This is a genomic window from Streptomyces sp. NBC_00461 (assembly GCF_036013935.1).
GTDB lineage: Bacteria > Actinomycetota > Actinomycetes > Streptomycetales > Streptomycetaceae > Streptomyces.
This window is the reverse complement of record NZ_CP107902.1, coordinates 9204394-9229757: the sequence shown is the minus strand read 5'-3', so window position 1 is coordinate 9229757 and position 25364 is coordinate 9204394. Positions and strand designations below refer to the sequence as shown.

Annotated in this window: 26 protein-coding genes; 9 read left to right on the top strand and 17 right to left on the bottom strand. The window is 70.7% G+C overall.

Going from position 1 to position 25364, the window contains the following annotated elements; translation table 11 throughout:
* Positions 1 to 12: 12 nt before the first annotated feature.
* Both OG870_RS42690 and OG870_RS42685 read right to left on the bottom strand, forming a co-directional pair.
* Positions 13 to 1056, bottom strand: coding sequence for an NUDIX hydrolase (locus OG870_RS42690; RefSeq protein ID WP_266526519.1), 1044 nt, complete (start codon positions 1054 to 1056; stop codon positions 13 to 15).
* Positions 1057 to 1200: 144 nt separating this feature from the next.
* Positions 1201 to 1479, bottom strand: coding sequence for a hypothetical protein (locus tag OG870_RS42685; protein WP_266526521.1), 279 nt, complete (start codon positions 1477 to 1479; stop codon positions 1201 to 1203).
* A 245-nt stretch (positions 1480 to 1724) separates the two neighbouring features.
* Here OG870_RS42685 and OG870_RS42680 point away from each other — a divergent pair, with 245 nt between their 5' ends.
* Positions 1725 to 3710 (top strand): NPCBM/NEW2 domain-containing protein, encoded by a 1986-nt coding sequence (locus OG870_RS42680; protein ID WP_327692068.1) that lies wholly within the window; start codon positions 1725 to 1727, stop codon positions 3708 to 3710.
* A 47-nt stretch (positions 3711 to 3757) separates the two neighbouring features.
* On the opposite strand, the gene OG870_RS42675 is transcribed toward OG870_RS42680, so the two are convergent.
* Complete coding sequence (locus OG870_RS42675; protein ID WP_266526528.1) at positions 3758 to 4705, bottom strand: ROK family protein; 948 nt, start codon at positions 4703 to 4705, stop codon at positions 3758 to 3760.
* A 187-nt stretch (positions 4706 to 4892) separates the two neighbouring features.
* On the opposite strand from OG870_RS42675, the gene OG870_RS42670 reads away from it, so the two are divergent.
* Together OG870_RS42670 and OG870_RS42665 are read left to right on the top strand one after the other, a co-directional pair.
* Positions 4893 to 5990 (top strand): LacI family DNA-binding transcriptional regulator, encoded by a 1098-nt coding sequence (locus OG870_RS42670; RefSeq protein ID WP_266526531.1) that lies wholly within the window; start codon positions 4893 to 4895, stop codon positions 5988 to 5990.
* Positions 5991 to 5997: 7 nt separating this feature from the next.
* Positions 5998 to 6753 (top strand): hypothetical protein, encoded by a 756-nt coding sequence (locus OG870_RS42665; protein ID WP_266587123.1) that lies wholly within the window; start codon positions 5998 to 6000, stop codon positions 6751 to 6753.
* Between the two features lie 3 nt (positions 6754 to 6756).
* Here OG870_RS42665 and OG870_RS42660 read toward each other — a convergent pair whose 3' ends face one another.
* Both OG870_RS42660 and OG870_RS42655 read right to left on the bottom strand, forming a co-directional pair.
* Entirely contained in the window at positions 6757 to 8700 is a 1944-nt protein-coding gene (locus OG870_RS42660) for a serine/threonine-protein kinase (protein WP_327692067.1), read from the bottom strand.
* A 99-nt stretch (positions 8701 to 8799) separates the two neighbouring features.
* Positions 8800 to 10104: a DUF6986 family protein gene (locus tag OG870_RS42655; RefSeq protein WP_266923182.1), complete on the bottom strand. Its 1305-nt coding sequence runs from the start codon at positions 10102 to 10104 to the stop codon at positions 8800 to 8802.
* A 225-nt stretch (positions 10105 to 10329) separates the two neighbouring features.
* On the opposite strand from OG870_RS42655, the gene OG870_RS42650 reads away from it, so the two are divergent.
* Positions 10330 to 11268, top strand: coding sequence for an endonuclease/exonuclease/phosphatase family protein (locus OG870_RS42650; protein ID WP_266587121.1), 939 nt, complete (start codon positions 10330 to 10332; stop codon positions 11266 to 11268).
* A gap of 58 nt (positions 11269 to 11326) precedes the next feature.
* Here OG870_RS42650 and OG870_RS42645 read toward each other — a convergent pair whose 3' ends face one another.
* The 4 genes from OG870_RS42645 to OG870_RS42630 all read right to left on the bottom strand — a co-directional run bounded on the left by OG870_RS42645 (position 11327) and on the right by OG870_RS42630 (position 14544).
* Positions 11327 to 12289: an electron transfer flavoprotein subunit alpha/FixB family protein gene (locus OG870_RS42645; protein ID WP_266923184.1), complete on the bottom strand. Its 963-nt coding sequence runs from the start codon at positions 12287 to 12289 to the stop codon at positions 11327 to 11329.
* 108 nt (positions 12290 to 12397) lie between these two features.
* Positions 12398 to 13186, bottom strand: a complete 789-nt coding sequence (locus OG870_RS42640; RefSeq protein ID WP_266923185.1) for an electron transfer flavoprotein subunit beta/FixA family protein — start codon at positions 13184 to 13186, stop codon at positions 12398 to 12400.
* Between the two features lie 220 nt (positions 13187 to 13406).
* Complete coding sequence (locus OG870_RS42635) at positions 13407 to 13922, bottom strand: flavin reductase family protein (protein ID WP_266587119.1); 516 nt, start codon at positions 13920 to 13922, stop codon at positions 13407 to 13409.
* Between the two features lie 208 nt (positions 13923 to 14130).
* Positions 14131 to 14544, bottom strand: coding sequence for a TlpA family protein disulfide reductase (locus OG870_RS42630; protein ID WP_266527648.1), 414 nt, complete (start codon positions 14542 to 14544; stop codon positions 14131 to 14133).
* Between the two features lie 75 nt (positions 14545 to 14619).
* Between OG870_RS42630 and OG870_RS42625 the strand changes: the two genes are divergently transcribed.
* Both OG870_RS42625 and OG870_RS42620 read left to right on the top strand, forming a co-directional pair.
* Positions 14620 to 15036 (top strand): DUF4395 domain-containing protein, encoded by a 417-nt coding sequence (locus OG870_RS42625; RefSeq protein WP_266841750.1) that lies wholly within the window; start codon positions 14620 to 14622, stop codon positions 15034 to 15036.
* A gap of 184 nt (positions 15037 to 15220) precedes the next feature.
* A complete protein-coding gene (locus OG870_RS42620; protein WP_266923188.1) occupies positions 15221 to 15949 on the top strand; it encodes a lysophospholipid acyltransferase family protein in 729 nt (242 codons plus the stop codon).
* 4 nt (positions 15950 to 15953) lie between these two features.
* Here the strand turns inward: OG870_RS42620 and OG870_RS42615 are convergent, their stop codons facing one another.
* The 5 genes from OG870_RS42615 to OG870_RS42595 all read right to left on the bottom strand — a co-directional run bounded on the left by OG870_RS42615 (position 15954) and on the right by OG870_RS42595 (position 20568).
* Complete coding sequence (locus OG870_RS42615) at positions 15954 to 16646, bottom strand: B3/B4 domain-containing protein (protein ID WP_266841748.1); 693 nt, start codon at positions 16644 to 16646, stop codon at positions 15954 to 15956.
* A 9-nt stretch (positions 16647 to 16655) separates the two neighbouring features.
* Positions 16656 to 17228: a transglutaminase-like domain-containing protein gene (locus OG870_RS42610; RefSeq protein WP_266923190.1), complete on the bottom strand. Its 573-nt coding sequence runs from the start codon at positions 17226 to 17228 to the stop codon at positions 16656 to 16658.
* 84 nt (positions 17229 to 17312) lie between these two features.
* On the bottom strand, positions 17313 to 18383 hold the full coding sequence (locus OG870_RS42605; RefSeq protein WP_266587111.1) for a threonine aldolase family protein: 1071 nt from the start codon (positions 18381 to 18383) through the stop codon (positions 17313 to 17315).
* Positions 18380 to 19129, bottom strand: a complete 750-nt coding sequence (locus OG870_RS42600; protein ID WP_266527651.1) for an SDR family NAD(P)-dependent oxidoreductase — start codon at positions 19127 to 19129, stop codon at positions 18380 to 18382. The genes OG870_RS42605 and OG870_RS42600 overlap by 4 nt, the downstream gene beginning before the upstream one ends.
* A 41-nt stretch (positions 19130 to 19170) precedes the next feature.
* Positions 19171 to 20568: a DUF6421 family protein gene (locus OG870_RS42595; RefSeq protein ID WP_266526571.1), complete on the bottom strand. Its 1398-nt coding sequence runs from the start codon at positions 20566 to 20568 to the stop codon at positions 19171 to 19173.
* Positions 20569 to 20964: 396 nt separating this feature from the next.
* Between OG870_RS42595 and OG870_RS42590 the strand changes: the two genes are divergently transcribed.
* A complete protein-coding gene (locus OG870_RS42590; protein ID WP_266526574.1) occupies positions 20965 to 21648 on the top strand; it encodes a glycerophosphodiester phosphodiesterase in 684 nt (227 codons plus the stop codon).
* A gap of 3 nt (positions 21649 to 21651) precedes the next feature.
* On the opposite strand, the gene OG870_RS42585 is transcribed toward OG870_RS42590, so the two are convergent.
* On the bottom strand, positions 21652 to 22191 hold the full coding sequence (locus OG870_RS42585) for a GNAT family N-acetyltransferase (protein ID WP_266587109.1): 540 nt from the start codon (positions 22189 to 22191) through the stop codon (positions 21652 to 21654).
* Positions 22192 to 22266: 75 nt separating this feature from the next.
* On the opposite strand from OG870_RS42585, the gene OG870_RS42580 reads away from it, so the two are divergent.
* Positions 22267 to 22659, top strand: a complete 393-nt coding sequence (locus OG870_RS42580; protein ID WP_266841744.1) for a VOC family protein — start codon at positions 22267 to 22269, stop codon at positions 22657 to 22659.
* A 2-nt stretch (positions 22660 to 22661) separates the two neighbouring features.
* Here OG870_RS42580 and OG870_RS42575 read toward each other — a convergent pair whose 3' ends face one another.
* On the bottom strand, positions 22662 to 23576 hold the full coding sequence (locus OG870_RS42575) for a GNAT family N-acetyltransferase (RefSeq protein ID WP_266923192.1): 915 nt from the start codon (positions 23574 to 23576) through the stop codon (positions 22662 to 22664).
* A 200-nt stretch (positions 23577 to 23776) separates the two neighbouring features.
* Between OG870_RS42575 and OG870_RS42570 the strand changes: the two genes are divergently transcribed.
* Positions 23777 to 24541 carry a VOC family protein gene (locus tag OG870_RS42570; protein WP_266841740.1) on the top strand — a complete coding sequence of 255 codons (765 nt, stop codon included), beginning with the start codon at positions 23777 to 23779 and terminating at the stop codon, positions 24539 to 24541.
* A gap of 38 nt (positions 24542 to 24579) precedes the next feature.
* Here OG870_RS42570 and OG870_RS42565 read toward each other — a convergent pair whose 3' ends face one another.
* Positions 24580 to 25353 carry a DinB family protein gene (locus OG870_RS42565; protein ID WP_266841739.1) on the bottom strand — a complete coding sequence of 258 codons (774 nt, stop codon included), beginning with the start codon at positions 25351 to 25353 and terminating at the stop codon, positions 24580 to 24582.
* Between the last annotated feature and the right edge of the window lie 11 nt (positions 25354 to 25364).

Below are 25364 nucleotides of genomic sequence, written 5' to 3'. Positions count from 1 at the left end.
ACGCGGCACAAGTCAGCCCACCGGAACGCCCGCCTCCAGGTACAGCGCCGCCCCGCGTTCGCGCGCACGCAACGCCCACCGCAGCCGTTCGTAGCGCACCGGTGGCAGCAGGTCCGCGGCCTCCTCCTCGGTGGCGAACCGCCAGGCGCGCAGTTCGGGTCCGGGCAGCAGGAGTTGTGCCGCCTCCGTGGAGTCGAGGCGGCCGCCGTCGAAGAGGAGGCGCAGGCCGCCGTAGCCGGGAGGCGCGGGTGCCTCCCAGTCGACGACCAGGAGGCGGGGGACGTCGTCGAGGTGGATGCCGGTCTCCTCGGCGACCTCGCGCATACCGGCGCGGGCGGGGGCCTCGCCGGGCTCGACGACACCGCCGGGGAACTCCCAGCCGGCCTTGTAGGTGGGGTCGACGAGAAGGAACCGGTCCTGTTCGTCGAAGAGGAGGACGCCGGCCGCGAGGGTCTCGGAGGTGGGCTCGGGCGTCTGCACGATGTCACACACCGCGACGTCCCCGGCACCGACCGCCTCCGCGATGCGGACCGCCGCCTGGTACGCGGTCAGCGCACCGGTGTCGACGAGATGGGCGTCGGCGGTGAGCCAGGAGGCGAGGGCGGCACGGTACGACTCGATGTGGTCGTACGACCACTGCCGTATCCGTATCTCGCCGTCCGGCAGGTCCGGCGGCACCTCCCGGCGGGCTATTCGCTCTCGCAGGATCGTTTCCGCCGGAGCGAGAAGGACATGCCGGACCGCGATGCGGCGGGCCGCGAGGCCGCCGAAGATCTCGTCGCGGTACTCCTGGCGAAGCAGGGTCATCGGGACGACGAGGGTCCCGCCCAGCTCGGCGAGCAGGGCGGCCGCCGTGTCGATCACGAGCCGTCGCCAGACCGGCAGGTCCTGGAAGTCGCCGACCTCCGCGAGGTGCTTGGGCGGCAGCAGGTGTGTCAGCGCTCCGCCGATGACCTCGGGGTCGAAGAGCGTGCTGTTCGGGATCAGCTCGATCAGTTCCCGTGCGGTGGTGGTCTTCCCCGCACCGAACGCGCCGTTGATCCAGACGACGGTCACAGGTCCCCCTCTTCTGTTGGCCCCCTGAGGCTTGCCCGCTCCACCCTGCCACCAAAACCAGCCCCCGTTGAGGGCGCCGAAACCGCGGACGCCGGTGGCCCCGTCAGCGGGGACACCGGCGTCGCGCCCGAAGGGCCCGGCTCGTCAGCCGACGTGGCCGTTCTTCCCGTGGGGGGCGTTGGCCATGGCCAGGCGGTACTCCTTGGCGATGGTCGGGTCGAGGGCGCCGAGGGCCCCCTCGACTTCGGATCCGAGCACTGCCGGGTGCCCGAGGGAGTGGGACGGCGTGGGCGCCGCGTCGTCCGCGGGGGCGGACGACGGCGTGACGGCCGGGCCGTTGCCGACGGCATGGGACGGCGATACGGCCGCGACGACGAAACCGGTGGCGAGGGAGGCGATGGCGAGCATGCTGCGCTTCTTCATGACCGGATCAACTGTCGACCACGGCCAGGGGTCACGGGCATGCCGGGCATGCCGGCCTCCATGTTCGGCCTCGTAGGCGACCCGCCGGGCGTCGTCACCTCGGGCTGCGGACTGCGGGTGCCGTACGCGATGGCAACCTACCGTAAACGCGGAACCGTGACATATACATGACGTCATCCCACCTTTCGCGTGTTCGGAGGAACGTAACGATGCGTCACCTTCACGCCCGCACAACCCGTCGAAGAATGGTCGGAGCGCTCACAGCAGGACTCCTGTGCGCGGCGGGACTCGCCGCGCCGGCCCTGGCGGCACCCGTCGGCGAGGCCACCGCGCCCACCCTGGCCGACGGCCTCGCCCTCACCCCACCCATGGGCTTCAACAACTGGAACTCCACGCACTGCCGTGCCGAGTTCAACGAGTTCATGGTCAAGGGAATCGCGGACCTCTTCGTCGAGAAAGGCCTCAAGGACGCCGGATACCGGTACGTCAACCTGGACGACTGCTGGGCCCTGCCGAACCGGGACGCGGACGGCAGACTCGTACCAGATCCGGTCCGCTTTCCGAACGGGATCAAGGCGGTCGCCGACTATGTGCACTCCAAGGGACTCAAGCTCGGCATCTACACCAGCGCGGGCACGAAGACGTGCGACAGCGCCGGATTCCCGGGGGCGCTCGGTCACGAGTACAGCGACGCCCGGCAGTTCGCGGACTGGGGCGTGGACTATCTCAAGTACGACAACTGCAATAACCAGGGCGTGGACGCCAAGCTGCGCTACACGACCATGCGCGACGCCCTCAAGGCGACCGGCCGGCCCATCGTGTACAGCATCTGCGAATGGGGTCAGAACAAACCCTGGGAATGGGCGGCCGACGTGGGCCATTCGTGGCGCACGACCGGTGACATCAGCGACAGCTGGGGCTCGATGCTGTCCATCCTGAAGCAGAACCTGCCGCTCGCGCCGTACGCGGGCCCCGGGCACTGGAACGACCCCGACATGCTGGAGGTCGGCAACGGCGGCATGACCGACACCGAGTACCGCTCCCACTTCTCGATGTGGTCGGTCATGGCCGCCCCGCTCCTCATCGGCTCCGACCTGCGCAAGGCGTCCCGATCGACCTTCGACATCCTCGACAACAAGGAGGTCGTCGCCGTCGACCAGGACCCGCTGGGCAAGCAGGGCACGGTCGTCTCCTCCGAGGGCGGGCGCTGGGTCGTGGCCAAGGAGATGAAGGACGGCAGCCGCGCGGTGGCGCTCTTCAACGAGTCCGGGACCGCCCAGCACATCGCCACCGGCGCCGCGGCCGTGGGCCTGCCCCACGCCGCCGCGTACACCCTGCGCGACCTGTGGCAGCACAAGAGCTACAACACCGCCGGCACCATCTCGGCGACCGTCCCGGCGCACGGAACGGTTCTCGTACGGGCTTTCGCCGACCGCGGATGGGCCCAGCAGCCGCCCGCCGTCGAACTCGGCCTGGACGGCAGCCCGTTGATCGAGGCGGGCAAGGCGACCACGCTGACCTCCGTCGTCACCGACCTGGGCCGTACACCCGCCCTGCACGTCAGGGCAAGGCTGACCGCGCCCGGGGGATGGACGGTCAGGGCGACATCGCGGACCACCTCCGCCGTCGTACCGACCGGCAACGCCCTGCGCACCACCTGGTCGCTCACCCCTCCGGCGGGGACGCCGACCGGTTCGTACGACCTGACGCTCGGGGTGAGTTACCGCTCCCCGACCGGTGATCGGGTCGACAACACGGTCCCGCTGACGGCTTCGGTGGTCGTACCGCCGCCCTCGGGCACCTCCGGACTCGGCGACCTGCCATGGCTGTCGGCCACCAACGGCTACGGGCCCGTCGAGCGCAACACCAGCAACGGGGAGAGCGCCGCGGGCGACGGCCACCCCCTGACAATCGGCGGTGTGGTGTACGGCAAGGGGCTCGGCGCCCACGCGGAGAGCGCCGTCGAGTACTACACCGGCACGGCGTGCGAGACGGTCACCGCGGATGTCGGCGTCGACGACGAGAAGGGTGCGAAGGGCACCGTCGCCTTCGAGATCTGGGCCGACGGCACCAAGGTCGCCTCAACGGGCGTTCTCACCAACGCGATGCCGGCCCAGCCGCTGACCGCTGACGTGACCGGTGCCCAGGTGGTCCGCCTGGTCGTGACCGACGGCGGCGACGGCATCGACTCGGACCACGCGGACTGGGCGAACGCCCGGTTGACCTGCTGAGCGCACCACGGGCCCAGCAACAGGGCTGAACGTTCCTGCTGGACCTGTCAGACCGTGGCCGCGTCCGCCCGCTTGGCGAGCGCGGCCGCGGCCGCTCCGACCAGTCCCGCGTCCGTGCCCATCTGGGCCGGCGTGATCTCCAGGCGCTGCACGAAGGACAGGGTCGCGTAGTCGCCCAGGGCCTTGCGCAGCGGCGTGAACAGGACGTCGCCGGCCTTGCCCACTCCCCCGCCGATCACGGCGATGTCGATCTCGACGAGCGTGGCGGTGGCAGCGATGCCGGCGGCCAGCGCCTGGGCGGCGCGCTCGAAGGAGGCCACGGCGACCGGATCACCGGCACGCGCGGCGGCGGCCACCGCGGCGGCGGAGGTGTCTCCGTCGGTACCGGGCCGCCAGCCGTTGTCCAGGGCGCGGCGGGCGATGTTCGGGCCGCTCGCGATGCGCTCCACGCAGCCGCGCGAGCCACAGGGGCACGGGTCGCCGTCGAGGTCGACGCAGATGTGACCGATGTGGCCCGCGTTGCCGGTGGGGCCCGGGTGAAGCTGGCCGTTGAGGACCAGACCGCCGCCGACGCCCGTGGAGACCACCATGCACAGCGCGTTGTCATGGCCGCGGGCGGCGCCCTGCCAGTGCTCGGCCGCCGTGATCGCCACGCCGTCGCCGATCAGCTCGACGGGCAGACCGCCGGCCGCTTCCTGGACCCGCGCCACGAGCGGGTAGTCGCGCCAGCCCGGCACGTTCACCGGGCTCACCGTGCCCGCGGAGGCGTCCACCGGACCGGCACTGCCGATGCCGAGGGCCGTGACGCGTCCCCACTGCGACGAGGCCGTCAGCTCGCCGAGGACCTCCTCGACCGCGCCCATCACGGTCTCGCCGTCCTGCTGTGCGGGCGTCGCGCGCTGCGCACGCACCAGGATCCGGCCGTGACCGTCCACCAGCGCCCCGGCGATCTTGGTACCGCCGATGTCGAGCGCGCCCACGAGGTCGGTGTGCATCAGTGTCGGATCTCCCCGTCAACCATCGGATCTCCGGTCGGCCGGGGAGATTTCCCCGTCGACCGTGCAGAAGTATGGGCCGGTCTCGCGGTGGGGGCGGAGGCCGGAGATTGCGGTGGACAGTCTCTCTTGCGCATGACAACGTTGTCCAGGCCCTATGCTCGACGCCACATCCTCATACAAACTCATGGTCGACGCATCCCCCCGTGGACGAGACAGGACAGGACAGCGCATCGTGCCCGAGACCGCTCGCCGAACAGCCCCCGTTTCCGGAACGCGTTACGGCAACCGTCCGACCATGAAGGACGTGGCGGCGCGCGCCGGTGTGGGCCTCAAGACCGTCTCCCGCGTGGTCAATGGCGAGCCCGGCGTCACCCCCGAGACCGAGCGCCGTGTGCAGGAAGCCATCGACGCACTGGGCTTCCGCCGCAACGACAGCGCGCGGGTCCTGCGCAAGGGGCGCACCGCCAGCATCGGCCTGGTCCTGGAGGACCTCGCCGACCCGTTCTACGGCCCTCTCAGCCGCGCGGTCGAGGAGGTGGCCCGCGCGCACGGTGCCCTGCTGATCAACGGCTCCAGCGCGGAGGACCCCGACCGTGAGCAGGAACTGGCCCTGGCTCTGTGCGCGCGACGGGTGGACGGCCTGGTGATCATCCCGGCCGGTGGCGACCACCGGTATCTGGAGCCCGAGATCAGGGCGGGCGTCGCCACGGTGTTCGTCGACCGGCCGGCCGGGAGGATCGACGCCGATGTCGTCCTGTCCGACAACTACGGCGGCGCCCGCGACGGCGTCGCCCACCTCATCGCCCACGGCCACCGCCGGATCGGCTTCGTCGGCGACATGCCCCGCATCCACACGGCCGCCGAACGACTGCGCGGCTACCGGGCCGCCATGGAGGACGCGGGCATAACGGTCGCGGACTCGTGGATGTCCCTGGGCGTCACCGACCCGCAGCGGGTGCGCCGGGCCACCGAGGAGATGCTCTCCGGGCCCGATCCCGTCACCGCGATCTTCGCGGGCAACAACCGGGTGACGGTCACCGTGGTCCGCGTTCTCGCCGAGCAGGCCCGCCCGGTCGCCCTGGTCGGCTTCGACGACATCGAGCTCGCCGACCTGCTGCAGCCGGGCGTCACCGTCGTCGCCCAGGACGCCGCGGCTCTCGGCCGCACCGCCGCCGACCGCCTCTTCCGCCAGCTGGACGGCACCCTGCTCACCCCGGAACGCATCGAACTGCCGACCCGGCTGATCACCCGTGGCTCGGGCGAGCTGCCCCCGACGGACTGAGCGGCCCATGGGCAGCCATGCGGACCGCACGCTCGAAGCGCTGGGCCTGGCCGAGGCTCCGCGCAGGCATCCGCTGCTCTACCCGGGCGCCTGGCCGTCGCGCTCCGGGCTCCTGGACGGCGACCGACTGCTGCCGCTTGACCGCCTCGTCCACGAAGACCGCGTCCCCGTCCTTGCCGTCGGCTCCAATGCCTGCCCGGGCCAACTGCGCGACAAGATGGCCGAGTCCGGGATCACCTCGCCGATTCCGATCGTGCGCACCCACGTCACCGGCATCGGCGTGGGCGTCTCCGCGCACGTCAGCCGCCTGGGATACGTCTCCGCGTCACCGGTCGACGCACCCGGCACCGTACGGGAGCTGTTCCTCACCTGGCTCGACGCCGAGCAGCTCACGGTGATCGACGCGAGCGAGGGCGTGCCGTTGCCCCACGGCAACTTCCGGCGCGCCTGGCTGCCGGCACCGGACGTGCGGATCGAGCTGGAGGACGGTACGCGACTGCCCGGGGCGTACGTCTACGTCAACCGCCGCGGGGTCCTGCACAACGGCTCGGGGGCACCGCGCGGGCACCCCGGCCAGCGGGCGCTGATCACCGAACTCCTCGTCGGATCGGCCCGGTTGAGGGAGCTGTTCGGTGTCACACCCGAGGAGTTCTGCGCACGGGCGCGGGCCGACGTGGGGCTGTGCGAGCAGGGCACCCGGGTGTTCGCCGAGGAGAAGCTGGTGACGGTGTCGGGGCTGGAGCGGTACGTGTCGGACGCCTGAGCGTCAGCAGACCGGCAGCCCCGGGATCGGCTCGTCGTTGTCGCCGCCCTTGATGTAGACGGCGCTGACGTAGACGTTCGTGTTGCCGCTGTCGTCGTCCGTCTTCGCCCACCAGACGTTGGTCCACTTGCCGTATGTCTCGCGGCGGCCCAGGTTCTGCTGGCAGAAGAAGTAGTTGGTGCCCGCGTTGATCACGCCGACCTCGGTGCCGGAGGCGGTGTAGGACTTGGCGGTGCGCCAGACCTGGCAGTTGTACTTGCCGCCGCCGATGGACTGGCAGGCCGGCGGCTCGGTGGTCGCACCGCCTCCGCCCGTCGTCGTACCGCCGTTGCCGGAACCGCCGTTGGTGCCGCCGCCCGACGTACTCCCGGACGTGCCGCCCGAACCGCCGCCCGTCGTGCCGCCTCCGGTGGGCTTCGCCGGGGAGGACGAGGAGGCCCCGTCACCGGGTTCGGTCCCGCCCTTCTTGCCGGGTGCCTCGGTCCCGTCCGGGGTCTTGTCGCCCTTGTGCTTCGTGGGCTTGGACGCACCGGGACGGTCGGCGTCGGTGCGGCCGCTCACCGAACCGGAGGCTCCTGCGCTCGGGGCGGACCCGGCCGGCTTGGCGTCGTCCTTCGTCCCGCCCGAGCCGTTCACCCGGGCGACCGTGGTCCCGGCAGCCGCGAGGACGGCGGCCACCGCCGCGGCGGCGAGGAGGGCGCGCCCTCTGCGGCGGGGCGGCGAGGTGGACACGGCACTGGTGGGCGCCGACGGAGGGTACGGGCCCATCGACGCGGGCGGCCCGAAGCCGTGCGAGGACTGAGCGGTGGGTTCGGCGCCACTCGTGCCGTGCGCCGCGCTCCCGGCGGAGCCGCCGGCCTGCTCGGGCACTCCGAAGGCCGGGAAGACCGGCCCCGGCTGCTCCGCCGAACCTGGGCGTGGTGTGTCGGCTCCGAGCGGCGCCGTGCCGCTCCCGGCCGGATCCGTCCCCACGGGTTCCCATGGGCCGAACCCCGGCGGCACCGCCGGCAGACTGCGTTCCGTGTCGGGCCTGGGGTCCGTGCCGCCGCGCAGCGTGGCCGTCGGTGTGTCCGAGCCCGCCAGGTCCGCGACCGCCTGCAGCAGTCCGCGCGCCCGCTCGGCCTCCGGCCGGGTCTCGGGCCGCTTGTCCAGCAGCTGCCGGAGAACCGGGCCGAGGGCACCCGCGCGACGGGGCTCGGCCAGCGGTTCGGTCACGATCGCGGCGAGGGTCGAGTACGTCGACGTACGCCGGAAGGGCGAGGAGCCCTCCACCGCCGCGTACAAGGTGGCGCCGAGGGCCCAGATGTCCGAGGCCGGTCCGGGGTCGGCGCCCTGCGCCCGCTCGGGGGCCAGGTAGTCGAGGGAGCCGACGAGTTCGCCGCTGCGGGTGAGGTGGGTGGCGGAGCCGTCGCCCGGGTCCTCCATGGTGGCGATGCCGAAGTCGGTGAGGACGACGCGGCCCGAACGCTCCAGCAGGATGTTGCCGGGCTTCACGTCGCGGTGCAGCACTCCGGCCCGGTGGGCGGCGGCCAGCGCGTCCATGACCTTCGCACCGATCTCGGCCGCCTCGCGCGCGTCGAGGGTGCCGCGCTCGCGCAGCACGTCGTCCAGGGACGGTCCGTCGACCAGCTCCATCACGATCAGGGGGCGGCCGTCGACCTCGGTGACGTCGTGCACGGCGACGACTCCGGGATGGCGCACCCGGGCCGCCGCGCGGGCCTCGCGCTGCATCCGCAGCCGCAGATCGGCGAGTTCGGGCCCGTCGGCGTCGTTGTAGGTGCGCAGTTCCTTGACGGCGACCTCGCGTCCGAGGACCTCGTCGACCGCTCTCCAGACGATGCCCATGCCGCCGCGCCCGAGCTGGGCCACGACGCGATAGCGCCCGGCCAGCAGCCGACCGGTCCCGTCGCCCTGGCCCTTTCCTGCCGAAGTCTCCCCCGAAGACACTGCCTGCTGCCCCGTTCCTGTGACATGTCAATGCGTGCCGTACACACTACGGGGCGGCGGTGACAACACCAGCCGCCGGTGACGGCTGTGACAGGCCCGCTACGTGCCGGAGACGGTGAGGTCGCCGCGCCGGGGTGCCGCGAAGCCCTCCAGATCGGCCCGGGTCAGACCGGTCACCCGGGCGACCTCGGCGATGTCCAGCGCGCCGCAGTCCAGTCCGCGCAGCAGGTAGCCGCCGAGGGCCTTGGCGGTGGCGGGCTCGTCCATGACGTCACCGCCGACCCGGCCCGCGTACCGGGCGAGCCGTGCGGCGGCCTGCTCGAAACCCTCGCGGTAGAAGGCGAAGACGGCCGCGTAACGGGTGGGGATGTGACCGGGGTGCATGTCCCAGCCCTGGTAGTAGGCGCGGGCCAGGGCGCGGCGGGTCAGGCCGTAGTGCAGGCGCCACGCGTCGTGCACCTTCTCGGTCGGGCCGATCGGCAGCACGTTGGTCGAGCCGTCCGACACCCGGACCCCGGTCCCCGCCGCCGCGACCTGCATGATCGCCTTGGCGTGGTCGGCGGCCGGGTGGTCGCTGGCCTGGTAGGCGGCCGAGACGCCGAGGCAGGCGCTGTAGTCGAAGGTGCCGTAGTGCAGTCCGGTGGCGCGCCCCTCGGCGGCCTGGATCATCCGGGCGACGGTGGCGGTGCCGTCGGTTGCGAGGATGGACTGGCTGGTCTCGATCTGGATCTCGAAGCCGATCCGGCCGGCCTCAAGCCCGCGCGCCTTCTCGAACTCCTCCAGCAGCCGCACCATGGCGGTGACCTGCTCGGGGTAGGTCACCTTGGGCAGCGTCAGCACCAGCCCGTCGGGCAGGCCGCCGGCCTCCATCAGGCCGCTGAGGAAGATGTCGAGGGTACGGATGCCCCGGTCGCGCACCGGTGCCTCCATGCACTTCATACGGATGCCCATGTACGGGGCCGCCGTCCCCTTCTCGTACGCCTCGGCGACGAGCCGGGCCGCGCGCGCCGCCGTCCGGTCCTCCTCGGCGTCCGGGCGAGGGCCGTAGCCGTCCTCGAAGTCGACGCGCAGGTCCTCGATGGGCTCGCGCTCCAGCTTGGCGCGCACGCGCGCGTAGACGGGTTCTGCGAGTTCGTCGGACAGACCGAGGACGGTGGCGAAGGAGGCTGCGTCCGGGGCGTGTGCGTCGAGGGCCGCGAGTGCCTGGTCGCCCCAGGAGCGGATGGTGTCGGAGGCGAAGGCGTCACCGGGGACGTAGACGGTGTGGACGGGCTGGCGGGTGCCGGGGTCCCCGGGGTAGCGGCGCTCCAACTCGGCGTCGACGGGGGCGAGGGAGGCGCTGATGTCCTCGCTGATCGCACCCGCGAGACTCGTCGCCACCTTCTCCTGCTGACCCTGACCCATCCCATCCTCCTGTTTTCCGCAGTACGGAATCAACAATCCGTAGAATGAAGTTATCGGTGGACCTTCCGGATGGTCAACACCATGTCCATGGGGAGCAAGGCCGTGATCTGGGCGTGTTCACGCTCATCTCACAGCGGGGTATGACACTTCCCTGCACATGGCCCGCCTCACGCACGACCCGCCCCACGCACGACTCGTCCGGCCGTCGCCACCGAAGGAGCCCCCGTGCCGTACCACCGCCGAGTCACCCGCCGTCTGGGTATGAAAGCTCTGTTGGCCGCGGCGGTCACCCTGCCACTCTCCAGCGCCGCGATCTCGACCTCGTCCGCTTCGTCGCGGTCGGTCTCGCCCGCCCCGTCCTTCCCGAGGCAGGCGCGCCGGGCGCCCCGTCTCGACGTCATGACCTTCAACCTGCGTTTCGCGAGCGCCACCGAACCCAACAGCTGGAGCGACCGCAGACCGGTGATGCGTGAACTGCTGCATCGCGCGCACCCTCAGGTCATCGGCACCCAGGAGGGCCTCTACCAGCAACTGCGCGACATCGACTCCGACCTCGGACCGGACTACGACTGGATCGGCACGGGGCGCGAGGGCGGCAGCCGCGACGAGTCCACGGCGATCTTCTACGACACCGGGCGCCTGGCCCCCGCCGAGCACTACACCTTCTGGCTCTCCGACACCCCGGAAGTCATCCGCTCGAACACCTGGGGCGCCGCCTTCCCCCGCATCGTCACCTGGGTCCGCTTCCGCGATCTCGCCGACGGCGGACGGGAGTTCTACGTCCTCAACACCCACTTCGACCACGCGAGCCAGTACGCGCGCGAGCGCAGCGCCTCCCTGATGACGCAGCGGATCGCGCAGCTCGACCGCTCGCTGCCGGTCGTGGTCACCGGCGACTTCAACGTCGCCGCGCACAGGAACCCGGTCTACGACACGCTCGTGGGGTCGGGCCTCGTCGACACCTGGGACGCGGCGGCGCGGCGCAGTGCCCAGTACGGGACCTTCCACGGCTACAAGGGACTCACGCCGGACGGCGACCGCATCGACTGGATCCTGACCACGCCAGGGGTGACGACGCACCGGGCGTCGATCAACACCTTCTCCGCGGACGGCCAGTTCCCGAGCGACCACCTGCCGGTGCAGGCGTCGATCGGTCTGGAATGAGCCGAGGCCCCCGCGACCGATCGTGCGGTCGCGGGGGCCTCGGACAGGCGTCTGGTGATCAGCCCTTGCGGGTCTTGATCTCCTCGGTGAGGGCGGGGACGACGTCGAAGAGGTCGCCGACGATGCCGTAGTCGACGAGGTCGAAGATCGGGGCCTCGGCGTCCTTGTTGACCGCCACGATCGTCTTCGAGGTCTGCATGCCGGCCCGGTGCTGGATGGCGCCGGAGATGCCGTTGGCGATGTACAGCTGCGGGGAGACGGACTTGCCGGTCTGGCCGACCTGGTTGGTGTGCGGGTACCAGCCGGCGTCCACCGCGGCCCGCGAGGCGCCCACGGCCGCACCCAGGGAGTCGGCGAGGGCCTCGATGATCGCGAAGTTCTCGGCGCCGTTGACACCGCGGCCGCCGGAGACCACGATCGCGGCCTCGGTCAGCTCCGGACGCCCGGTCGACTCACGCGGCGTACGCCCGGTGACCTTCGTACCGGTCGCCTGCTCCGAGAACGTGACGTCCAGCGCCTCGACGGTGCCGGCGGCCGGGGCGGCCTCGACCGCGGCGGAGTTGGGCTTGACGGTGATGACCGGGATGCCCTTGGCAATACGGGACTTGGTGGTGAAGGAGGCGGCGAACACCGACTGGGTGGCGACCGGGCCCTCGTCGCCGGCCTCCAGGTCGGTGGCGTCGGTGATGATGCCGGAGCCGATCCGCAGCGCCAGACGGGCGGCGATCTCCTTGCCCTCGGCGGAGGACGGCACCAGCACCGCGGTCGGCGACACCGCGCCGACGGCGGCCTGCAGCGCGTCGACCTTCGGCACGACCAGGTAGTCGGCGTACTCCGGCGCCTCGTGGGTGAGGACCTTGACCGCGCCGTGCTCGGCGAGCGCGGCGGCGGTACCGGCGGCGCCGTTGCCCAGCGCGAGGGCGACGGGCTCGCCGATGCGACGGGCCAGGGTCAGCAGCTCCAGAGTGGGCTTGCGGACGGCACCGTCCACGTGATCGACGTAGACGAGAACTTCAGCCATGGGATTGCTCTCCTGCGAAATTGCGAAGCTGAGGGGCGAGGGACGGTAAGGGAGGCGAGCCCCTAAGCAAGGGGGCTGCCGGACCCTTGGAGGGGGCTGCCAGGGCCCTTAGATGAACTTCTGGCTCGCGAGGAACTCGGCGAGCTGCTTGCCGCCCTCGCCCTCGTCCTTGACGATGGTGCCCGCGGTACGGGCCGGACGCTCGGTGGCGGTCTCGACCTTCGTCCAGGCGCCCGCCAGACCGACCTCGTCGGCGTCGATGTCCAGGTCGGACAGGTCCCAGGCCTGAACCGGCTTCTTCTTCGCCGCCATGATCCCCTTGAAGGACGGGTAGCGGGCCTCACCCGACTGGTCGGTCACCGACACCACCGCCGGCAGCGAGGCCTCCAGCTTCTCGGACGCCGCGTCCCCGTCCCGGCGGCCCGTCACCGTGCCGTCCGCCACCGCGACCTCGGACAGCAGGGTCACCTGCGGCACCCCCAGCCGCTCGGCGACCAGCGCGGGCACGATGCCCGCCGTGCCGTCGGTGGACGCCATGCCGGAGACCACCAGGTCGAAGCCGGCCTTCTCGATCGCCTTCGCCAGCACCAGCGAGGTGGCGATCGCGTCGCTGCCGTGCAGGTCCTCGTCCTCGACGTGGATCGCCTTGTCCGCACCCATCGACAGCGCCTTGCGCAGCGCGTCCTTGGCGTCCTCCGGACCCACCGTCAGGACAGTGACCTCCACGTCGTCATCGGAGTTCTCGGAGATCTGCAGCGCCTGCTCGACCGCGTACTCGTCCAGCTCGGAGAGCAGACCGTCCACATCGTCCCGGTCGACGGTCAGGTCATCGGCGAAGTGCCGGTCGCCAGTGGCGTCGGGCACGTACTTCACAGTGACAACGATCCTCAAGCTCACGCCGGCTCTCCTACTGCAATCGTCATTTCGGTGCTGCCTACTTTCAGGCAGCATAGGCGCCTCAAGCGGCCGATCCCGATCGGGGCGACCCACGCTCCGAGCGAAATATTACTCGCCAGTACACCCAGTTCTTTCCCGCTAAGCAAGCGCTTTGAACTGTGACCTTTGCAACGCAGCGTAATCGGAACTCGACCGCTTCGCAGAAGGAGCCGGCCGACGATCAGTCACGCAGGCCGTTGAACCGCCCCTGGTGGTACAGAAGCGGGCGGCCGTGACCCGTGGGATCCCCGAGCACGACCTCGGCGAGCACGATGCGCTGGTCGGCTGCGGGGACGCGGCCGACGACCCGGCAGACGAGCCAGGCCAGCACGTGGTCGAGGACGGGCACGCCTTCGGGTCCCTCGCGCCAGGCGGTGGGCGCACCGAACCGGTCGGCGCCGCTCCTGGCGAAGGTGGCCGCCAGGTCCTGCTGGTGTTCGCCGAGTATGTGGACGCCGATGTGGTCGGTCGCCGATATCGCCGGCCAGCTGGAGGCTCCGGTGCTGATGCCGAAGGAGAGCAGCGGGGGTTCGGCGGAGACCGAGGTGAGGGAGGTGGCGGTGAAGCCCACCGGGCCGGCGTCGCCTTGTGCGGTGATCACGGCGACTCCCGCGGCGTGCCGGCGGAAGACGGAGCGCAGCAGGTCGGGAGAGGCGAGCTGAGAGGTACGAGCGCCGAGGCCGGACGTGGCCGTCATGGAATTGTCCTTCTGCGAGGAGGGGCGAGCGGAGTCGTGGCTGCTCAACAGCTCGGACAGCGCGCACTCGCGGTGCGGGCGAGGTCGACGTGGACCCGCCCGAAGAGAAGGAGTTCCGGTGGCATACGGTCAGGTTGACGATAGGTGGTGCGCGCAGTCAAGTACGTTCCGGCATATGGGAGATGCCTCACCCCTGCGATCACAGCCGTCAAACCGCCTCGCCCAGCGCCGCGATGACATCGGCCTTGCGGGGCTGACCGGTGGCGCGTCGCACGACCCTGCCGTCGGCGTCGAGGACCAGCACCGTCGGGGTCTTGAGGATGTCGAGTTCGCGCACGAGGTCCAGGTGGTCCTCCGCGTCGATCTCGACGTGGCTCACGCCGGGGACCATTCCGGCCACCTCGCCGAGGAGGCGCCGGGTGGCCCGGCACGGCGCACAGAAGGCGCTGGAGAACTGCAGGAGCGTGGCACGCTCACCCAGTTCCTGGCCCAACTCGGCCGCCCCGAGCCGCTTTCCGCCGTCGCGCCCACGCACGCGCACCCTCCCGCTTCGCTGCCGATGCAGCACTCCATAGGCGCTCGCCACCAGGAGCACCACCGCGCACACCACAAGTCCGTTCATCACCTGCGCAAGCATTCACGAGACTGCAAAGATTCCCGACTCCCCAGATCATTTCCGTTGCGGAATGCTTGGTTCATGGACATCGATGTGAGAGGGCCCCGCTTCGGGGCTGCCGTGACGACCGCCGTCCTCGCGGTCGTGCTGATCACCGGGAGCGGCTGGCTGCTGGCCTGGCAGACGCTGGCGTTCGCGCTCGGCGCGGCGGGCGGGGTGGGCCGTTCGCCGTACGGCTGGCTGTTCCGCAAGGCCGTGCGGCCCCGGATCGGGCCGCCGACCGAGTTCGAGTCGCCGGAGCCGCCGCGGTTCGCACAGACGGTGGGCCTGCTCTTCGCGGGCGTGGGGCTGGTCGGTTACGCGCTGGGGCCGAGCTGGCTGGGACTCGCCGCGACCGGGGCCGCGCTCGCCGCCGCGTTCCTCAATGCCGCGTTCGGGTACTGCCTCGGATGCGAGATGTACCTGGTCGTGCGCCGCGTGACGGTCCGTACGGAGTAAAGGCGGAGAAAAGGTCCGAGGTCGAACTGGTGATGGACGTGACGAGGATCTCGCGGTTCTGCGGCACCAGGGCTGGCCACCCGTTCGTTCTTGGGGCACGATCTGCGCAATGCCGTAAACCTACGGCTGCGTAACTTCCCGCCGGGAGAACCCATCCAGGCAGAGAGAAGGGTCCACCCCGTCCATGGCTGAGCTTGTCTACCGTCCCGTCGTGGGTCTCGCCCAAACGCTGTTCAAGGCCTGGGACCTCAAGATCGACTGCAAGGGATCGGAGAACATTCCGCGCTCGGGCGGCGCCGTGCTGGTGAGCAATCACATCAGCTACCTGGACTTCATCTTCGACGGTCTGGCCGCCCTGCCGCAGAAGCGCCTGGTGCGCTTCATGGCGAAGGAGTCGGTGTTCCGGCACAAGATCTCCGGTCCGTTGATGCGCGGGATGAAGCACATCCCGGTGGACCGCAAGCAGGGTGAGACGGCGTACCAGCACGCGCTGCAGTCGCTGCGCTCCGGCGAGATCGTCGGCGTCTTCCCCGAGGCGACCATCTCGCAGTCCTTCACCCTGAAGAGCTTCAAGTCGGGTGCCGCGCGCATGGCCCAGGAGGCCGGCGTCCCGCTCATCCCGATGGCTCTGTGGGGTACTCAGCGCCTGTGGACCAAGGGCCACCCGAAGAACTTCAAGCGCAGCCACACCCCGATCACCATCCGGGTCGGCGAGCCGGTCGAGGCGCCCCAGGACCAGTACGCGGGTGCCATCACACGGCGGCTGCGCGAGCGCGTCCAGGAGCTCCTGGAGGCCGCGCAGCGCGCCTACCCCGTACGACCCAAGGGCCCGAACGACACCTGGTGGATGCCCGCCCATCTCGGTGGCACCGCGCCGACCCCCGAAGAGGTGAAGGCGTCCGAGGCTCGCTGAATCGTCACTCCGGGGCGTGGACGGTGATCCGTGCCCCGGGGCTGAACTTCTCCAGCAGCTCAGCGAGTTCGGCCCCCGCCTGCTGCACCTCGGTGACGGGCATCGGTGCCAGGCCCTCCAGCAGGAAGATGCCCGAGACGGTCTCCTCGGTGAGGCGGGTGCGGGGGCCCTGGCGCCAGTTCCAGCGTCGGCAGGTCACGCCCGCGTCGTCACGCCAGATCACCTCGCCGGCGTCGGGGTGTTCGACGACCTCCTCGCCACCGGCCACGGTCACGAAGTCCTCGTCGCCGACGGCCCGTACGAGCCGCATGCCACCCTCGATGCGGTCGATGTCCTCGCCTCCGACAGGGATCAGGTGGGCGACGCTGACGGCGTTGTAGAGGTCGACGAGCAGGTTGATGCGGGGCAGGCCGCTGTCCGTCAGCGCCCTCTTCGCCAGCGCCTCGGCCGAGTTGCGGGTGCGCGAGGGCTTGGAGCCGAACGCCGTGTACACCTCGCGCCAGGCCGCCATGTACGGGTCCTCGTGCGGGGCACGCCCGTCGAGGCGTACGGCCAGACGGCGGGCCGCGTCGTCGAGCAGGGCCGAACCGGCTTCCGTGCTGGGGCCGTTGACCAGGCCGTGCGCCTCGATCGCCAGGTGGGTGAAGCCGGGTGCCAGGGCGCGCACCTCGTCGGAAACGGTCAGGGAGAGAGTCATCGCCTTGCCTCAGAGTGTTGTGGGGAGCGTCTTCCAGAGGTGCGGCCGGTCGCGGGCGGCTCGGAGAACGCTCAACACGGTCGGGTGCGGTTCAGCATACAGGACTGGATAGTCCATCTCATTGGACTCAGGGTCGGGAGTGAAGGCCAGCAGCTCGCCTTCGAGGGAGAACTGGGCGTCCACGCCCGGTTTGTTTCCGCGCGGGTCCTGTCGATGCCAGGCGCCGTTGAACCGCACGGCGACCAGGCCGTGCACCACGTCGAACCGCTGGTAGCACAGCGCGGTCGGGATGTCCTCGGCCCGCAGCAGGGCCGCCAGCGCGTGCGCCTTGGCGTAACAGATGCCCGTGCCCTGCTCCAGGACGTCGGAGGCACGCCAGGTGACGCGCGGGTCACCGGAATCCTGTGAGTGCGGGATCGTGTCGCGCACGAACTCGAACGCCAGCCGCGCATAGGCATACGAGTCCACGGCCTTCCTTGCGAGACGCGCAGCCGTCTCCCGGACCCGTGGGTGGTCATGGTCGATGACCTCGTCAGCGGCCAAGTACGCGGACAGATCAGGGTTGTTCTGGATCAGCTCCATGCCCACAGAGCATAGGAATGCGATCACCCGACAGTCAATGACTTTTCGAGTGACCGCATACCTATGCAGCGTCGGGGATCGTGGCTACCGCGCCATCTCTTCCTTCAGCGCCGCGACGAACGAGTCCACGTCCTCCTCGGTCGTGTCGAAGGCGCACATCCAGCGCACGACTCCCTCGGCCTCGTCCCAGAAGTAGAACCTGAACCGCTTCTGCAGGCGCTCGCTCACGTCGTGCGGGAGCTTGGCGAACACCCCGTTGGCCTGCACCGGATAGAGGATCTCCACCCCGTGCACGGCGCGCACGCCCTCGGCCAGCCGCTGGGCCATCTCGTTGGAGTGGCGGGCGTTGCGCAGCCACAGGTCCTTGGCGAGCAGGGCCTCCAACTGCACCGACACGAAACGCATCTTGGAGGCGAGCTGCATGGACAGCTTGCGCAGGTGTTTCATATGGCTGACGGCGTCCTGGTTGATGACGACGACCGCCTCGCCGAACAGCGCGCCGTTCTTCGTCCCGCCGAGGGAGAGGATGTCGACGCCGACCGCGTTGGTGAACGTCCGCATCGGGACGTTCAGCGAGGCGGCCGCGTTGGCTATGCGGGAGCCGTCCAGGTGGACCTTCATGCCGTGCGCGTGGGCGTGCTCGCAGATCGCGCGGATCTCGTCCGGCGTGTAGAGCGTGCCGAGCTCGGTGCTCTGGGTGATCGAAACGACCTGCGGCATCGCACGGTGCTCGTCGTCCCAGCCGTACGCCTGCCTGTCGATCAGCTCGGGGGTGAGCTTGCCGTCGGGCGTGGGCACCGTGAGCAGCTTCAGGCCGCCCATGCGCTCGGGTGCGCCGCCCTCGTCGACGTTGATGTGCGCGCTCTCGGCGCAGATCACCGCGCCCCAGCGGTCGGTGACCGCCTGGAGCGCGACGACGTTCGCGCCGGTGCCGTTGAAGACCGGGAAGGCCTCCGCCGTCGGGCCGAAGTGGCTGCGGACGATGCTCTGGAGGTTCTCGGTGTAGTCGTCCTCGCCGTACGCGACCTGGTGCCCGCCGTTGGCCAGGGCCAGGGCGGCGAGCACCTCCGGGTGGGCCCCGGCGTAGTTGTCGCTGGCGAAGCCGCGGACCTCCGGGTCGTGATGACGACGCGCGTCGGTCTTCGGGGGGTTCACGGCTTCTCGGTCAGCCACAGACGCTTTCCGTTCACTTCGGCGGCGGACTTGCTCCAGACGTCGACGATGGCCTCGGCGAGGTCCGTGACGTCCGTGAAGCCCGCGAACTTCGCGTTGGGGCGATCGGCGCGCATCGCGTCGTGCACCAACGCCTTCACCACCAGGATCGCAGCCGCCGACGTCGGCCCCTCGGCGCCCCCGGCCTTGCGGAAGTAGTCGGCCATGGCCAGAGTCCACGCCTCGGACGCGGCCTTGGCGGCGGCGTACGCGGCGTTGCCCGCGGTGGGGTTGGTCGCACCCGCGGCGCTGATCAGGACGTACCGTCCGCGCTCGCTGCGCTGCAGCGCCTCGGAGAAGGCGAGGGAGGTGTGCTGCACGGTGCGGATGAGCAGCAGCTCCAGGAAGTCCCAGTCGTCCAGGCTCGTCTTGATGAAGGTCTCACTGCCGCGCCAGCCGCCCACGAGGTGGACGAGGCCGTCGACGCGGCCGAACTCCTTCTCGATGTGCGTGGCCCACTCCTGGGTGGACTCCAGGTCCAGCAGGTCCACGGGCTCGCCGGTGACGGTGGCGCCGCCCGACGCGTAGCGGGCCGCGTCCACCGCCTCCGCGAGCCGCTCGGGGTCGTTGTCGGCGGCGACGACGGTCGCCCCTGCTTCGGCCAGCCGTAGCAGCGCCGCCCGGCCGGCGGGTCCGCCCGCGCCGGCCACCGCGATCACCGCACCGCTGAGAGCTCCGTTCCCCGCCATGGTCTTCGCCTCCTGAGCAGTGTTCCTGGTGGTGCGGTCGCTCACGCGGCCACCCGCTCGGCGCTCTCCGCGGTGATCCCCTTGGTGGAGGCGATCACGTTCTTCAGCTTCTTGGAAAGGGCCTCATAGAACATGCTCAGCGGAAACTCGTCCGGAAGCACGTCATCGACGAGCTTCCGCGGCGGCTGGCTCAGGTCGAGGGCGTCCGGACCCTTGGCCCAGCGGGAGCCGGGATGCGGGGCGACATAGCTGGAGACCAGCTCGTATCCGGCGAACCAGTGGACGAGCTTGGGGCGGTCGATGCCGTCGCGGTAGAGCTTCTCGATCTCGGCGCACAGCTGGTTGGTGACCTGCGGGGCGCGCTGCCAGTCGATGAACAGCTTGTTGTCCGTCCAGCGGATCACGTCGTGCTTGTGCAGGTAGGCGAAGAGCAGCTGACCACCGAGGCCGTCGTAGTTGCGCACGCGCTCACCGGTGACCGGGAAGCGGAACATGCGGTCGAAGAGGACCGCGTACTGCACGTCACGGGCCTGCGGGACGCCGTCGGCCTCCAGTTTCACGGCCTCCCTGAAGGCCGTGAGGTCGCAGCGCAGCTCCTCCAGGCCGTACATCCAGAACGGCTGGCGCTGCTTGATCATGAACGGGTCGAAGGGCAGGTCGCCGTGGCTGTGCGTGCGGTCGTGGACCATGTCCCACAGGACGAAGGCCTCCTCGCAGCGCGTCTGGTCGTGGACCATGGCGGCGACGTCCTCGGGCAGCTCGACGCCCAGGATGCCGACGGCGGCCTCGGTGACCCGGCGGAAGCGGGCGGCCTCTCGGTCGCAGAAGATGCCACCCCAGGAGAAGCGTTCCGGCGCCTCGCGCACGGCGATGGTCTCCGGGAAGAGCACGGCGGAGTTGGTGTCGTAGCCGGCCGTGAAGTCCTCGAACTTGATGCCGCAGAACAGCGGGTTGTCGTAGCGGCTGCGCTCCAGCTCGGCCAGCCACTGGGGCCAGACCATGCGCAGCACTACCGCTTCGAGGTTGCGGTCGGGGTTGCCGTTCTGCGTGTACATCGGGAAGACGACCAGGTGCTGGAGGCCGTCCGCGCGGTTGGCGGCGGGCTGGAAGGCCAGCAGCGAGTCGAGGAAGTCGGGCACCTCGAAGCCGCCCTCGGCCCACCGGCGCAGGTCCTTGACCAGGGCCTCGTGGTAGGCGCGGTCGTGCGGGAGCAGCGGGGAGAGCTCCTCGACCGCCTCCACGACACGCCCGACGGCCGCCTCGGCGTCCGCGCGCTCGGGGGCGCCCTCTGCCGTGAGGTCGATCGACCCGTCCTTGGACTGCCATGGCCGGATCCGCTCCACGGCATCCTTGAGCACGGCCCATGCCGGGTGCTCCACCACCCTGGTCACGGGAGGAGTCCAGCCCCCCGAAGCCGTCTGCACAAGAATTTCCGTCATATCCCATCCTCCACAGGAGAACCTCGCGTAAGGAGACCGTATACATACGAGCTTCCTCCCAGCAAGAGGAGTCTCGGGAGATTATCCTGCGCACCCCCGGTGGTCACCGAACTTTTTCCTGCCGGAAACAGATCCGGCGGGCATTTGGATACCGCGCGGCTACCCTGGGACCGGACCGCCGAAACAAGCCAGGGGTCAATCCCGGGAGGACTCGCCCACGCGAGGGTGACCGCCCTCACGGGTACGGGCCAGGTCCGCCCCTCGCGACACCCCAATCCCCCGTGTACGCGCGGGTTCATCGCCGGGCCGGGCCGTTAGGCTGCGGCTCTGTCCGCGTGACCGTCCGCTCAGGTCGCGCGCGGAGCCGAGCCGCCGTCGACGGAAGCGAGTTGAACCTTGAACTTCCTTACCATCGGTCATCGCGGAGTCATGGGTACCGAACCCGAGAACACCCTCCGTTCCTTCGTCGCCGCCCAGCAGGCCGGGCTCGACGTGATCGAACTCGATCTGCATCTGAGCAAGGACGGCGCCCTCGTCGTCATGCACGACACCGACGTGGACCGCACGACCGACGGCACCGGCCCGATCGCCGAGAAGACCCTCTCCGAGCTGCGCGCCCTGGACGCGGGCCGCGGGGAGCACGTGCCCGTCTTCGAGGAGGTCCTCGAAGCCGTACGGTCGCCTCTCCAGGCCGAGATCAAGGACATCGCGGCGGCCCGGGCGCTGGCCGAGGTCATGCTGAAACGGGACCTGGTCTCCCGGGTCGAGGTGTCCTCGTTCCACGACGAGGCGATCGCCGAGATCAACCGGCTGGTGCCGGGCGTGCGGACCGCGCTGATCGGCAGCCGCTACGGCACCGACATCGTGGACCGCGCAGTGGAGGCCGGTGCCGCGACCGTCTGCCTCAACATCCGCCGCCTCACCCTGGAGGTCGTGGAGCGGGCCCGCAAGGCGGACCTGAGGATCATCGGCTGGGTGGTGAACACGCAGGACCATCTGCGGCTCGTACGGGCCCTGCAGCTGGACGGCGCGACCACCGACTACCCGGAGATCAAACGCACCGCCCGCTTCACCGCGTGAACGTCACGCCAGCTCCTTGACCAGCAGCTCGAACTGCAGGTCGTCGCGCTGCGGAACGCCGAAGCGCTCGTCGCCGTACGGGAACGGGGTCATCCGGCCCGTACGGCGGTAGCCGCGGCGCTCGTACCAGGCGATGAGGTCGTTGCGTACGGAGATCACGGTCATGTGCATCTCGCGCACGCCCCAGGTCTCGCGCGCCGCGCGCTCCGCCTCCGTGATGATCACCTTGCCGAGGCCGGCGCCCTGCAGCTGCGGGCTGACGGCGAACATTCCGAAGTAGGCGTGGTCACCGCGGTGTTCGAGCTGGCAGCAGGCGACCACGGCGCCGTTTCGTTCGACCGTCAGCAGTCGGCTGTCGTGCGACTTGATGACGTCGCGGACACCCTCCGGGTCGGTGCGCTGCCCCTGGAGGATGTCCGCCTCGGTGGTCCACCCGGCCCGGCTGGAGTCCCCTCGGTAGGCCGACTCGATCAGCGCGACCAGGGCGTCCACGTCGGCATCGGTGGCGTCGCGGAAGGTCAGGTCGGTGGCGGCGGTTTCCATGGGCGTCACTCCGAAATCTGGGCGCGGCTCGGGCTCGGACGAGGGTAACCCTGTCGGGGCACTAGGCTCCGGTGCATGGTGCACGTTCTCAGCAGCCGGACGCTTCTCCATCCCACCGATCCCGCGCGCTCACGCCGCTTCTACGGTGAACAGCTCGGCCTCGCCGTCCACCGCGAGTTCGGCACGGGACCTGAGCGCGGCACCGTCTACTTCCTGGGCGGCGGTTTCCTGGAGGTCTCCGGCAGGTCCGAGACCCCGCCCTCCCCGGCCGTGCAGTTGTGGCTGCAGGTCGAGGACGTGGCGGCGGCGCACGAGGAACTGCGCGCCGCCGGGGTCGAGATCGTGCGGGCGCCGGTGAAGGAGCCGTGGGGCCTGATCGAGATGTGGATCGCGGACCCGGACGGGACCCGGATCGTGCTGGTGGAGGTGCCAGCGGACCATCCGATGCGGTACCGGCCGGGGATCTGAGGTCAGTCCGGGCGGTGCTCCCAGCGGCGGTCCGTGCGGGTCAGTTCGCGGAAACCGGCGCTCAGCAGCAGGTCGATCGCCGCCTTGTCACCGGACTGCTCGTAGGCGAGGAGGCGGTCCACTCCACACAGGCGCAGCCACCCGGCGGCCTCGGCGAGCAGCCGTTGCGTCAGGCCCTCGCCGTGCCGGGCCGGGTCGACGTGCAGGTTGCCGATGTCGGCGAGGCCGGCCGCGCGTGCGTGGCGCTCGGGGCGGGCCAAGGAGGTCTCGATCTCGATGAAGCCGAGGGCGCGGGTGTCGGCGTAGGCCGTGAAGCGGGTGCCGCACTCTCCCAGCGTGCGCTCGGTCGTCGTGCCCGGCCGGGGTTCGGACGCCGGCAGGTCGGCCACCCGCGCCAGCAGGATGACCTCCGTGTCGCCGACGTGCCGGAAGCCGAAGCGTCCGTAGAGGGCGCGGATGTGCGGCCAGTTGCGCGGCAGGCCGTATACGACCGGGGCCGGTATGGCGCCGTCGGCGTACCGGACGCGTACGTTCCAGCGGGCGAGCTGGGCCAGGCACGCGGCCATCAGCTGGTCGGCGGCGGCCTCGGAGTCGGGCCGGAGGGACGCCGGCGGACGGCAGACGAACCAGCCGATCTCGCCGGCGTCCCGGTAGTTCTCCCCGACCTCGTCGCCGGGGCGGTAGCGCAGCAGATGGGCGGCGGCCACGACGTGCCGGCGCTGTTCGGCGACGAGCGTCACGCGCTCGGCCACCCATGGGTCGGTGACGAACTCGCCGGGCCGGCGCTCCAGATCGCTGAGGACGGTGTTCACCGAGACGGAGACGCCGGGGACGACGGCGGCGACGTGCGCGTTGACCAGATCGGTGAGCTGGTCGCGGTCGTCGCGGCGGAAGGGGCGCACCGTGAGTGCGGACATGCGAAACCTCCGGAGCGGATGCGCGGATACGGGGATCCGTGCGGACACGTGAGCTGGAGGCCGCCAACCGGTGCGGTACGGGGCGAGGGTACGTCCCTGACGGCGCCGTGTGCGAGGGGGTTTTCGCCGGATGGCCGCGGTCCGCGCCCGGGACTAGCGTGCTGGAGGGGGCTGTCCCGCATTCCCTCCGGAGGAACGTCATGAAGCTCGACAAGCCGGTGACCGGCGGGCCCTGCTGGACCGAGCTGGGCACCAGTGACGTGGCGGCGGCCAAGCGGTTCTACGCGGAGCTGTTCGGCTGGCGCCACGAGACGGACCCGCGTCAGGAGGCGGGCGGGTACACGGTCGCGCACCTCGGGGACGCGGCGGTCGCCGCGCTGACCCCGCTCTTCCAGGAGTCGCAGCCTGTCGCGTGGAACGTGTCGTTCGCGGTGGCCGACGCGGACTCCGCCGCCGAGCGGGTGACGGCGGCCGGCGGGACGGTCCTGCTCGGTCCGATGGACGTCCTCGACGTGGGCCGTTTCACCGTGGCGCTCGATCCGGCGGGTGCGGCCTTCCAGATGTGGCAGGCGCGGGCCTTCCCGGGCGCCGGGCTGTTCAACGCGCCCGGCTCCCTGGGCTGGGTGGAGCTGCTGACCCGGGCGCCCGAGCGGTGCCTGAGCTTCTACACCACGGTGTTCGGCTGGAGCGTCGACGCCTCGCAGCACTACACGCAGTGGGGCATCGACGGCGCGGACTTCGGCGGGATGGCGCGCATGGACGACAAGTTCCCGCCCGAGGTGCCGCCGCACTGGCTGCCGTACTTCGCGGTGGCGGACGTGGACGCCACCGCGGCCACGGCGACCGGGGCGGGCGGCACCGTCCTCATGGAGCCCACCGCCGTACCGGACGGGCCGCGGATCGCGGTGCTGCGGGACCCGCAGCAGGCGGTGTTCGGCGTATACCTGCCGCGCGACGAACAGTGATCAGTGCCGGGGCCTGCTTCCGGACGTGAACTCCGCGCTCAGGCCCGTGCTTCGAGTACGGCGAGGTCGCGCTCGGCGTACAGGCGGTGCTGCCACTCCTCGTTGAGGACGACGAGCAGGCACTCCCGGACGGGGAACGTCTCGCCCTCACCGGGCCAGCCGGGACCGACGAGGGGCGCGGTCCGCCCCCCGAGCTGCTCGTCGGTGAGGGGGTCGACGGCCCGCCGTACGAGGGCCATCGCGTCATGGCGCAGGGTGAGCGCCTCCTTGAGCGAGGGCCGGGCATCGCGGTCCCAGGGCACGCCCTCGCGCCGGTCCATCTGGTCCCAGGGCAGCGAGAGCGGGTGCCAGGGGGTCGGGTCGCCGAGGATGCACCGGCCGACCCAGGACTCCCCGGCGAACGCGAGGTGGCGCAGTGTCTGGATGAACGACCACTCGCCGTCCACCGATGCGTGCAGCAGCTCCGGCGCGAGCTTGCGGGCTCGGTCGACGGTGGCTGCCCACAGGCGTTCGTTGAGGTCCCAGGCCTCGCGGAACCCCTCGGCGGTGGCCGGCCGGAACTTCGGCCGGTCGGGGTGCCGCCGGTCGAGCTCGGCCTCCACCAGGGGCGCGACGTCCACGCCGTTGATGACGAGGTGGTGGATCTCGCCGTCGATGGTGGTGTCGACGATCTCCACACCTCGCATCACCACCTGATGGAGCGCGGAGTGCAGAATCCGCGCCCGGTTGAGGCTCACGCCGCTGAAGCGCGTGCCCGACATGTCCGCTCGCTGGAACTCGCCGTCCGCGAGGTCCCGGAAGTCGTTCGCCATGCCCGACACGA